General features: G+C 58.6%; 12 protein-coding genes. 4 read left to right on the top strand and 8 right to left on the bottom strand.

What is annotated here, in order from left to right; translation table 11 throughout:
* Positions 1–21: 21 nt before the first annotated feature.
* From CLG94_RS01425 to CLG94_RS01465, 8 genes are all read right to left on the bottom strand, one after another.
* Positions 22–990 carry a Tim44 domain-containing protein gene (locus CLG94_RS01425; RefSeq protein ID WP_107561119.1) on the bottom strand — a complete coding sequence of 323 codons (969 nt, stop codon included), beginning with the start codon at positions 988–990 and terminating at the stop codon, positions 22–24.
* A 708-nt stretch (positions 991–1,698) separates the two neighbouring features.
* Positions 1,699–2,316, bottom strand: a complete 618-nt coding sequence (locus tag CLG94_RS01430; protein WP_133174594.1) for a hypothetical protein — start codon at positions 2,314–2,316, stop codon at positions 1,699–1,701.
* A complete protein-coding gene (locus CLG94_RS01435) occupies positions 2,313–3,023 on the bottom strand; it encodes an anti-sigma factor family protein (protein ID WP_107561121.1) in 711 nt (236 codons plus the stop codon). The genes CLG94_RS01430 and CLG94_RS01435 overlap by 4 nt, the downstream gene beginning before the upstream one ends.
* A 23-nt stretch (positions 3,024–3,046) precedes the next feature.
* Positions 3,047–3,598 (bottom strand): RNA polymerase sigma factor, encoded by a 552-nt coding sequence (locus CLG94_RS01440; protein ID WP_107561122.1) that lies wholly within the window; start codon positions 3,596–3,598, stop codon positions 3,047–3,049.
* A 282-nt stretch (positions 3,599–3,880) separates the two neighbouring features.
* Entirely contained in the window at positions 3,881–3,976 is a 96-nt protein-coding gene (locus CLG94_RS01445; RefSeq protein WP_015745373.1) for a 30S ribosomal protein bS22, read from the bottom strand.
* A 21-nt stretch (positions 3,977–3,997) separates the two neighbouring features.
* A complete protein-coding gene (locus CLG94_RS01450) occupies positions 3,998–5,440 on the bottom strand; it encodes a sigma-54-dependent transcriptional regulator (RefSeq protein WP_107561123.1) in 1,443 nt (480 codons plus the stop codon).
* Positions 5,440–6,918 (bottom strand): sensor histidine kinase, encoded by a 1,479-nt coding sequence (locus tag CLG94_RS01455; RefSeq protein ID WP_107561124.1) that lies wholly within the window; start codon positions 6,916–6,918, stop codon positions 5,440–5,442. The genes CLG94_RS01450 and CLG94_RS01455 overlap by 1 nt, the downstream gene beginning before the upstream one ends.
* A gap of 652 nt (positions 6,919–7,570) precedes the next feature.
* Positions 7,571–7,870, bottom strand: a complete 300-nt coding sequence (locus CLG94_RS01465; protein ID WP_107561126.1) for a hypothetical protein — start codon at positions 7,868–7,870, stop codon at positions 7,571–7,573.
* Between the two features lie 174 nt (positions 7,871–8,044).
* Between CLG94_RS01465 and CLG94_RS01470 the strand changes: the two genes are divergently transcribed.
* The 4 genes from CLG94_RS01470 to CLG94_RS01480 are packed head-to-tail and all read left to right on the top strand — an operon-like array spanning position 8,045 to position 10,348.
* Positions 8,045–8,953, top strand: a complete 909-nt coding sequence (locus CLG94_RS01470) for an alpha/beta fold hydrolase (RefSeq protein ID WP_107561127.1) — start codon at positions 8,045–8,047, stop codon at positions 8,951–8,953.
* Positions 8,950–9,072: a hypothetical protein gene (locus CLG94_RS13740; protein ID WP_275666207.1), complete on the top strand. Its 123-nt coding sequence runs from the start codon at positions 8,950–8,952 to the stop codon at positions 9,070–9,072. The genes CLG94_RS01470 and CLG94_RS13740 overlap by 4 nt, the downstream gene beginning before the upstream one ends.
* Positions 9,069–9,281: an AlbA family DNA-binding domain-containing protein gene (locus tag CLG94_RS01475; protein ID WP_107561128.1), complete on the top strand. Its 213-nt coding sequence runs from the start codon at positions 9,069–9,071 to the stop codon at positions 9,279–9,281. The genes CLG94_RS13740 and CLG94_RS01475 overlap by 4 nt, the downstream gene beginning before the upstream one ends.
* Entirely contained in the window at positions 9,281–10,348 is a 1,068-nt protein-coding gene (locus CLG94_RS01480) for a Fic family protein (protein ID WP_193450620.1), read from the top strand. The genes CLG94_RS01475 and CLG94_RS01480 overlap by 1 nt, the downstream gene beginning before the upstream one ends.
* The last annotated feature ends 8 nt before the right edge of the window (positions 10,349–10,356 follow it).

Here is a 10,356-nt window from a genome sequence, read left to right on the forward strand (position 1 = left end):
TGATCGCTGAAAACGGAAAGCTCAGTTCTCTGCCTGGTTGATGGCCGAGAGGATCCAAGGGTTCGGACCGACCGGGCGCGTGACGGTCCAGAACTCCTCAAACTTCACTGGATTGGTCCGGTTTCCTTCCACAACCTGGGAGGTTCCTTCGTCTACTGTGTAATCGAGGAGGTTCGCCAGGAATCGCACAGTGACATAGTCCTGCCCTTTTTCCTGCCACGCTTCGGTTAGTTCGATAGAGCGGACAGCGATGTTCTCCAGGCGGTTGATCCTACGTGCCGTCTTGAGCTGCTCCACGTCCTCAGCAAGCTGGGAATACATCTGGGGCGTGAGGATCGCGCGGACTGATTCAAGATCACGATTCCCCCAAGCCGCCTGGACCCTGAAAAAGAGATCGGTGCATGCCTCTCGAAAGCGCCCCTCCTCAAACCCGGAGTCCATCTGGCGGACATACGCCAAACCTTGATCCAGATCGGTTTCCTGGACCATTGTTGCCTGCGAAGTCGCCACCTGGTAGCGTTCTGACTCTCGTTCAACCAGGGCCACGCGCTGATATGGCCCCCCGACAGGCGCCGGCTGCCTCCTCTGCTTCACCACCCAATAGATCGCAAAGCCGATCCCGCCCAGGATCACCATGTCCATCAAGCCGAACCCGCCGCCACCCATCCCGCCAAGGCCGGCGAAGCCCAGGCTCCGGAATAACATTCCGCCTAGAAGCCCGCCAAGCATACCTCCCGCCATGCTCCGCATGAACCCACCTCCGAACATGCCGGACGCCGGGGATGCGAGCGGAGACCGCGGCTCGGTCCGTGACTGAGCAGGGCTGGATGGCCTGGAATAGCTACGACTCGGGCTGGAAAAGCTGCGCGACCCGCGACTCCCAAAGCCGCCTCCGCCGCCCGCCCGCGCCCACGCATCGGGCACTGCGGCCGGCAGCGTGAAAACCACTGCAAGAACGATCAACGCCAAGCACTGTCCGTACTTCCGCATCCTTACCTCCTCCTATCGCTGGCACCAACCCCAGCGGGCTGACAAAAAGACTACTAATAGCCAATCCACCGATAGAAGTATAAGCAATCCTCCCGGGCAACGCAAGTGAAATTCAGTCTCATCGTAACCATTCAGTGAGAGGGGGGAAATCATTAAATAAAATGCAGTATGTTTTTATAAAATCCCCCTTAATCCCCCTTTTCCAAAGGGGGAAACGGGTAGTCCCCCTCTTTGGAAAAGAGGGGCAAGAGCCTGCCCCGGCATGTAATAAGCCGGGGGGAGATTTTCTACCCGTAACTGAATGGTTGCCCTCATCGCTTCTGACGGAGCAGATCAGTAATGAGCCGATAGAGTTTCCGGTTCTTTGGGCAGATACGCATTGACGATATTCCAGAGGTAACTGCAAGGTGTTTAGACTGAAGGCTGAAGACTGGAGGTTCTAAATTATCTCGCAAGGCACGAATCGAGCCATTCAAGACCTTTTCGGAGTTTTGTATAATCACGCATGACTTGCCCCTAAAAGCCTTCAGCCTTCAGCCTATCTACCTTGTACCTCCAGAGATCAGCATCAGGAGACGCGGGCTATGCGTGGCGGAAGAGACGAAGGATCTTCAGGCGGACCGTTCCCCTCACGACCCAAGGCCTCCGCCAGTACGAGGCTTTCCGCGTGAGGGATAAAGGGGGCAGGAGTTTGATCTGCGCCAAGGGTTACTTGCGTGGCGACTCGCCTTCCATAGGGGTCAGAGTTCGATCCCTCGGGCCAGGCGATCCAACACTTTGGCTAGAAGCGGGCGGAAACCCCCGACGACGCTGCCGGAGGTCCTGCATGACGCTGCGCATCTCGGTCTCAAATCGGTCTTCGAACAGGGCAAGGCGGGCTTGTTGCTCCAGGCTCAAGATCGACCGCAGGCCTCCTCTGATGACTTGCTCGTGTCCCCTGAAGTCGGTTTCAGCGCGATCCAACAGATCGAGTCTCGCCTTGATCTCCTCATCTCGCAATGGCCGTTGCTTCAAAAGCTCTGCCAGCTCCTCCCGGAGCAAGCGCTGCCGCCTCTGAAATTCGCGGCGTGAAGCCTCCAATTGTGCCAGCTTCGGAAAGAGCTTAACAGCTTGATCTTCGTCCAGATTGAGCGCCTCGGTCATCTTCCAAATCTTGATTGTCTCTATCAAGCGCTTCCCTTCCGGTACGCCAGGTGACTTTGGGGCAGCAGGTGCGAGCGACTGGGCCATGACTTCAGAGAAAGGACTAAGCAGCCAGAGCAGCCCCACGGCGGCTACCGTAACAGACCAAGAGAGGACCGAGCATCGCCCCTGTAATGGTTTCATGACTCTGACCATCCAAGATGACTCAGGTGATCTAGCACGGCCTGCCGCTCCTTCTCGTCGAGCGTGGCGAGCGATTCCAATGGGTCGGCTTCTGGGCGTAGGACCCAGGCCGTTTCGAGCCGATCCGCAATCTCATTCACCCAGCGGAGCCGCTGAATCGCTTCTACCAGGATAGAAGGCTCCTCAACCAGCTCTCCAGCCACTACGAACGGCTCGCCAGGGTGTTGATTCCCGTTATCGGGACGTGGTGCCATAGCCACATTGTAACCCCCGCCATTCTGGCCCCCGACCTTTTCCGTAGCAATAGGTGCCATCTGGCGATCTGCCCTTATGGGCAAGAAGCCTGGCATCCGGACGACGATGAACATTGAAACGGCCGCCACCGCCAAGCCGGCGATGAGGCGGGGCCGGAAAGCAAACCACGACCCTACGCCAGCCAACCAGGCGGCGGTGGGTGTTGGCCTGTGCCTACAGGCCTCCTGCTCGATTCGATGCTTCAGCGAAGGCAGGAACTCTTCCCAAAAGCCCGGCGACGGTTCAGGAACCGGGTCAGCCCGGACAAGAGCTAAGAGATTGTGATACGCGGAGCGCTCAGCGGCGCACGTCGCACAGTCACGAAGATGCGCGAGAACCTCAGCCCTCTGCGCTGGCGGTAGATCCTCCTCGATCAACTCGATCAGCTTGCACTCAACTTCCTCACATCGCATGGCGACGTTGATCCTTTCCCCCCTCAGGCGCCTTCGCGCCAGTGCGCCAGCTTACGCCGTAGCGCTTGCACTGCATGAAAATAGTGGACCTTGGCCGTCGCCTCGGAGACCTTCAGGATTTCGGCGATCTCCCGGTGCGCGAGGTGATGATGGACGCGCAACGTCAGGCTCGCCCGCTGTTGCGTGGGAAGGGTCCCGATAGCACGGGCGAGCGCATCCGCTCGCTCCTTTTCCTCCAGCTGCGCGAGCGACCCTTCCGATGAATCGGCCGGATCAGGAAGCTGGTCAACCGTGGCATAGAGGGAACGTGAGCCTCGGGTCAGATGGTTGAGGCAGAGGTTCACGACGATCCGGTACAACCACGTCGAGAGGCTGGAGCGACGATCAAACCGGCTTAAGTTCCGATACACCTGTAAGAAGGCCTCCTGCGACACGTCCCGCGCATCCTCTGCATTCCTGGTCATCCGGTAGGCCAGATTATACACCTCCCGCTGGCGCCTCTGGACCAGTTCATCGAACGCTGTCCCATCGCCCTGCAAGAACCGATCGATCAGTTCAAAATCCGCCTCGCGCAAGGCCTTCGTCTCTCACCGAGAGCCATCCCCCGTCCGACCGGCCCAGCCCAGCAACGGTGTTCTTGCAGGGCACGTTACCCGATTCATTCCGTTGAGGGTTGATACCCCGCAGCTAGCCGCGAGTCCGTCATACCGGCGGAAGCCGGTATCCAGAGGGCCCGACTGGATTCCGTGTCAAGCACGGAATGACGGGCCAGCGCAGAAGCAGACACCCCGCAGCTTGCCGCAGGCTAGCTCATCTCCTTAGAACAGTTCAGCCGCCTGAATGTTTAATGCTCGGCCTTACTTCTTTCGGCGCTGGTGCCTGGTTCGCTTCAGAAGTTTCTTATGTTTGTGCTTACTCATCTTTTGCCGACGCTTCTTAACAACACTTCCCACTCACATCCCTCCTTTCTGTCCTTACGTCCGCTCAGTCAATCCGCTCTCCAGAGTTGCGGGAGCGGTCTTCGTGTCCCGTCTGATATGAAATTTCTCTAGACGATACTGGAGTGTCCGGTAGCTCAAGCCCAGGAGGCGCGCCGCCTTGGTGATCACCCAATCAGACTTCTCCATGGCCTGTAGGATCAAGTCACGCTCCAGCGCCTCCAAGTGAATTCCCTGCTCGGGAATCTCGATCGCGAACTTGCTGCCAGAGGAACTCGATGGGGCAAGCTGGACCGGGAGGTTAAAGAACCGAATCTCAATGGGAAGATCGTAATGCTTGATCTCAGGTCCTTCGGATAGTAGGCTTGCCCGCTCGATCACCGCCTCCAGTTGCCGGACATTACCGGGCCAGTGGTAATTCATAAGGATCCGCATCGCCTCGTTACTGATCCCCTGGATGGGCTTCCCCGCGCCCGCACCATGCTTTTTGATGAAATACTCGACGAGTTGAGGGATGTCGGTGCTTCGCTCGCGGAGGGGTGGGATCACAATGGAGACAACGTTTAGCCGATAGAACAGGTCCTCCCGGAGGAGCCCGTCTTTGACCGCCTCGACAGGATCCCGATTGGTCGCAGCGATGACGCGAACGTCAACGTCGATCTCGTTTTTCCCCCCCAGTCTTCTGAACGTCTCTCCCTGCAGGACACGCAGGAATTTGGCCTGAGTCGGCAGTTGCATCTCGGCGACCTCATCGAGGAAAATAGTCCCGCCATGCGCGAGCTCAAAACAGCCGGCCCTCCGCTCCGCTGCCCCTGTAAACGCGCCTCGTTCATGGCCGAAGATCTCACTCTCCAACAAACTCTCAGAGATGGCCGCGCAATTCACAGCAATAAAGGGGCGATCTTGGCGCTGGCTTTGTCGATGGATGATCCGAGCGATCAGCTCCTTCCCGGTCCCGCTCTCCCCGATAAGGAGTACCGTAGAGTGGCTGTTCGAGATCTTGCCGACCTTTTCGAAGACCTCCTGTATTCGGAAGTGGCTGCCCACGATCCCTTCGATGCGAAAACGCTCCTCCAACTGCTGTCGCAAGAGCCTGTTCTCCAGGCTCAACTGGATCCGCTCGAAGGCCCGCCGCACGGTAAGCAGCAGTTCCTCTCGCTCCAGCGGTTTCGTCAGGTAGTCGAAAGCGCCCCGCTTCAGCGCCTGCTCAACCGAATCGAGCGAGCCATAGGCGGTCATCAGGATGACCAGGGTGGGTGGGTTGTCCCGGGGCAACCGCTCCACAAGAGCCAAGCCATCGGTTCCTGGCATTCGAAGATCGGTCAGAACCAGGTCATACGGCTTCTCCTGGCAGCGCCTGACGGCCTCCGCTCCTCCTGACGCTGTCTCGACCGAGTAGCCTTCAGCCGACAGGATGGCCCGAAGAATCTCCCGCTGGGATCCCTCGTCATCCACCACCAAGATCCTGCCCTTGTGCATCAGCCCTGTTCCTCCACTGGCAGCCTGATGCGCACAGTGGTTCCCTGGTCGCGAACGCTGGTCAACGCGATCACCCCGCCGTGCTCCTCTACAATCTTCTTCGTCAGGGCCAATCCCAGCCCGATCCCGACCTCCTTTGTAGTAAAGTACGGCTCAAAGACCTTCTGCAAGTCTTCGGAGGCGATTCCGGACCCAGTGTCCTGGAAGCGGACCTCGACCCATCGTTCGCTCCCGGCGGGTGGCGTTGAGGTTGCTGGGTCGGTCCCGTTCACCAAAGCAGTGGTGATCGACAGCCTCCCCCCAGAGGGCATGGCCTGGAAGGCGTTCACCAGAACATTCACAAAGCAGGTCTTGATCTGCTCACCGTCTACCAATACCCGCGGCAGGTCAACCGAGGAGTCGCGTTCGATCTCAATCCCCTGTTCTTCGGCTTTGCCGCTGGCCATGCTCACAACATCGTGGAGCAGCGGGGCCAGGTCACACGGGCGCGGCTCAAGCTTGAGCGGCTTGCCATAGTTCAGGAAGTTGGTAATCATGGTGTTCAGCCGGTGGATCTCGCTTTTCATCCACGAGACCAGGTGGGTGAACTCCTCCCGCGAGCGGGGATCGGTGGGCGAAAACCGACTCCGCAGATGATCGATGCTCAGGTTGATGAAGTTCAACGGATTGCGGATCTCATGCGCGATGCCAGAGGCCAACTGGCCGATGCTGGAGAGGCGCTCGGCCTGGTGCAGGCGGTCTTCTAGCTCCTTGTTTGCCCGCAACTTGGCCACCATGTCGTTGAAGCTCGTGGTCAGCTCACCAATCTCATCGTTACGCTCCACCGGCAAGCTCTCCCGCAAATCACCCTGCGCGACCCGACGCGCCGCCTGGACCACCTGGTCGATCGGCCTGGTGTACTTCCAGGACAAAATAAGGGAGGCCACAATCCCGAGGCCGAAGACCAACACGGTAACAACCAGCCGTTTGACGAAGTTGAGTCGCGAGATCTGGGCAAAATCATCCAGCACCATGCTGATCAGGGCGTAGCCCATCCGCTGATTACCCACCACGATCGGCACAATCAGGTTGTAGCTCTTTTGACCTTTCTCGGTCGCGAGCGTCTCCCCCAGTCTGGCGGTGATGAACAGGTCCCGCTGCCTGGGGTCGATGGCCGCGCCCACTCGCTTCGGATTGCTGCTGGCGATGACCTCTTCCTCATTGCTGACGATGGAGATCTCATTGACCCCTTTTCGTTGTAGGCGGCTGACATAGTCCTGGAGGCGTGCCTCGTCGGTCCGCTCCTTGGAGGTGAGGCGCTCCACGCTGATCTGAATGGCGGTGGACAGATCCATCGTGTGCTTCTCCACCTGGTCGATCAGCGCTCGCTCCGCATACCAATACAGCACGAACAGCGAGGCCAGCGTGAGCAATAGGAGGGAGAACATCATGAGGAGCAGCTTCGCCCTCAGCCCAAGATTGTCGAACAACCCCTTCACCCTCAGACCCTCCCTAGACCCGGCACAGCGTAGCCGGGCGCTACAATGCAGCAGTGTAGCTTATCGGAAATGCTGGGTCTTGTAAAGCTGATAGGGGTTCAGCACACAATCCTCTCCTAGTAGCCTGGACGAGGGAGGGGTCTTATGGGTGAGAACGAAACGGGATCGCTCGACAGGACCCGAGAGGGATGGGGGGTTCGTGCCGCGAACTTTACAAATCATTCCCCGCGTATGACAAGTTGAAACTCTTATTGACGAGCGGAAAATCGGGCACGATGTTTTTCAGAATGGCGTAATGAAGTGCCGGCCAGTTGGCGAATGACGGATCTTTGATCTTCACACGTGCAAGCCGATTCTGCTCACCGGCGACAAGCCAATGCCAGATCGGGCCTCGCCATCCCTCAACCAGACCGAACCCACTCGTGCCCACCGGTAGCGCCGGGAGCGGCGTCGAGATCTTGCCCTCAGGGAGCCTGTCCAATGCGCGTAGGATCAGATTGGCGGCCTCGCGGGCCTCCTCTACCCGTTACCATCAGTCGCGCCCAGAGAGGTCTGTAGAAACGCCCTACGCGAGGAGTCAAGCGGTAGCGCAGATGCCGCGTTCTGCTTGACCACCTTGGCACGGATCAATTTGGCGCAGTAGCCGGTGAGGTCAGCCAGAAGCGGCAACAGAAATGAGAACAGCGATCCGAAGCTCCAGTTGGCGGTTGTAATAGATGAAGAGATACAGGATCAGCGGAGACGGGTGCTCCAAGGGGGCCCATCGAGAAAGGAAAGCGAAATAGATGATCAATGTTGAGACGAAGGACCCGATCAGGGCGAGCCGGAGCAGCTTCTTACGCCGGGGACTCCACCGGGATAGCCGCAATACCCGATCCCCTCTCACGAAGAGATAGATCTGCGATGCAACCAGCATCCCAACGATGATCGACCGGAGAAGTATAAACCGCATTGAGAGGGGCATCGTTTGGCGGGGGTCCACACAGGAGAAGGTGGACAAGCAATTCCATTAGTGCTAATAGATTTCCGTGATCCTCGCAAGCTTCTTTACTTCCCAAAAAGGGATGGTCTTTAAGGTGGAGGCGGCAGGGGGCGAGACGATGCAGTTGCAACGAGGCTGGTAAGCGTGGCGAACGTACTCGTCCGTCCGACTACTTTTGACTGGAACCCGGCCCTCGAATTACGGTTAGCAGGGATCGACGGTGGGGAGATCTTTTATGCCGTAGCCGGTGAGGGGGCCCCGGTGCTCTTGCTCCACGGCTTTGGAGGAGAGATCTGGATGTGGGAAAGGCAGGTGGAGGCGATGTCAAAGCGATATCGCCTGTACATCCCCGATCTCCTCGGATACGGCTATTCGGATCGGCCAAAGGTTGACTACACGCCGTCGCTTTTCGTCGATACGATCAGGCAGTTCATGGACCAAATCGGCGTAAGCCGTGCCAGCCTGATCGGAAACTCAATGGGTGCGGGGATCGCCTGGGCGTTTGCCCTCACCTACCCCACGCGAGTTGACAAGCTTATCCTGATCGATGGTATCCCCCCACATGTGGTCCCCGCGGTTCGAAGTCGCCTCTTGCGTTGGTTTCTCGCGATCCGACACATCCCCCTATTGCCTTACCTGGCTCTCGCATTACGGACTCGCCTCATGGTGCGGGCAGAGCTGATGGAGGCCATCTATGACGATCGGTTGGTCACTGACATGGTGGTCGAACGGCAGCACCAGATCAGCCGCATTGAAGGGACCGCCAGGGTCATGGCCTCTACGGTGCGCTACGCTGATGGGGTTGCTCGGTATGCCGACGCACTGGAGACCTTGCGCAAGCCAACGCTGATCATCTGGGGTGAACAGGATGAACTGTTTCCTGTGGCGGTGGGTTCGCAGCTCCACGCCTCAATCCGGGATTCCGAGCTGGTTGTCATTAAAGACAGCGGTCATATGGTGATGTGGGAGAAGCCCGACGAGACCAACCAGGCGATCCTGGAGTTCCTTGGCCGTCCCCCAGAGCGGTCGTGTACTGGTATCCCGCCACGATGAGCCTCGCTATCCGCAGCATCGACGCCCAGCGCGACGAGCCGATCGGCCGGATCGAGAAGCAACTGCGCCAGCGCCACACGCTCAACCCAGTATTCGCGTTTCGGTGGAGTCTGGCATGAAAACGAATGCCCCAGTCAACATAAAGCAACTGTCGGGTTTCCTGCGTCAGGGTGAGGGCCCGGCGCTGGAGTTCAAGCGTTCCACGGGCGAGATAAAGGAAAGCATGCAGACGCTTTGCGCCTTCCTCAACGGTATCGGCGGTACGGTCATCTTCGGCATCTGGCCGGACTGCGTGGCAGGCAGTCCGCCGTATGGGGGAGAACCGTGATGACGCTACGCCAGTTCCTGGCCAAGCACGAAAGCGTTCCCGCAACGACTGCTTGGTATCTTGCGGATCTGGGTGAGGCGCGCGGCAAGCAGGAGTTGTTCACGCGGCAGTCCCCGCAACGCTTGAAAGCGCTGCAGGAGCACGCGCTTATCGAAAGTGCGGTCTCCTCCAACCGAATCGAGGGGGTGGAGGTGGACAAGGCGCGCATCGGTACGCTCATTTTCGGCAAGCCATTTCTGCGGGACCGCAACGAGGAAGAAGTGCACGGGTATCGCCAAGCGCTGAAGCTCATCCACGAGAAGGGTTCGAAGCTGCCCCTGACCGAAGAGACGGTCCTCCGTTTACACCGGATGGCCCGCGGCGAAATCTGGGACGCGGGCAAATATAAGGAAAAAGACGGAGACATTATTGAGAGGCATGCGGACGGCACCTCGCGCATCCGCTTCAAGACCGTGCCGGCCGCCAAGACGCCAGGTGCCATGAAGGATCTGATCGCGCTCTGGAATACCTGCATCGAGGAGCGCGCGGTGCACCCCCTCATTGCTTTGGCGGCCTTCAATCTGGATTTTCTGTGCATTCATCCGTTTCGGGACGGGAACGGCAGGACGTCTCGTCTGCTGTTCTTGCTCCAATGTTACCATCTCGGCTACGAGGCGGGACGGTACATCAGCCTGGAGCGCCTCATCGAGCAGAATAAGGATCGTTATTACGACACCTTGGAGCGAAGCTCCGCGAAATGGCACGAAGGGAAACACAATCCCTGGCCGCATGTGAACTACCTGCTCTACATTCTCAAAACCGCCTGCAGGGAATTCGAAGACCGCCTGGGTCGGATCAAAAGTCCGCGAGGCGAGAAGACGGGGCTGGTCGTTCAGGCGATCCATCGCATGACGGACGTCTTCCGCGTCGCCGACCTGCAGAAACAATGCCCGTGGGTCAGTGTGGACATGATCCGGCGGGTGCTCAAAAATCTACGGGCGAAAGAAGCCGTGGAATGTCTGGGGCGCGGGCAAAGCGCCACGTGGCGAAAAACGCCCAAGTGGCGGGAATTGGGTAATACCGATTGAATTAGGTA

The sequence above is a fragment of the Candidatus Methylomirabilis limnetica genome, assembly GCF_003044035.1.
Taxonomy (GTDB): Bacteria; Methylomirabilota; Methylomirabilia; order Methylomirabilales; family Methylomirabilaceae; genus Methylomirabilis; species Methylomirabilis limnetica.

Coding starts and splice junctions, on each gene's coding strand:
- CLG94_RS01430 (WP_133174594.1), bottom strand. CDS start 2,316: ATGAAACCATTACAGGGGCGATGCTCGGTCCTCTCTTGGTCTGTTACG.
- CLG94_RS01480 (WP_193450620.1), top strand. CDS start 9,281: ATGACGCTACGCCAGTTCCTGGCCAAGCACGAAAGCGTTCCCGCAACG.
- CLG94_RS13740 (WP_275666207.1), top strand. CDS start 8,950: ATGAGCCTCGCTATCCGCAGCATCGACGCCCAGCGCGACGAGCCGATC.
- CLG94_RS01475 (WP_107561128.1), top strand. CDS start 9,069: ATGAAAACGAATGCCCCAGTCAACATAAAGCAACTGTCGGGTTTCCTG.
- CLG94_RS01425 (WP_107561119.1), bottom strand. CDS start 990: ATGCGGAAGTACGGACAGTGCTTGGCGTTGATCGTTCTTGCAGTGGTT.
- CLG94_RS01450 (WP_107561123.1), bottom strand. CDS start 5,440: ATGCACAAGGGCAGGATCTTGGTGGTGGATGACGAGGGATCCCAGCGG.
- CLG94_RS01435 (WP_107561121.1), bottom strand. CDS start 3,023: ATGCGATGTGAGGAAGTTGAGTGCAAGCTGATCGAGTTGATCGAGGAG.
- CLG94_RS01465 (WP_107561126.1), bottom strand. CDS start 7,870: ATGCGGTTTATACTTCTCCGGTCGATCATCGTTGGGATGCTGGTTGCA.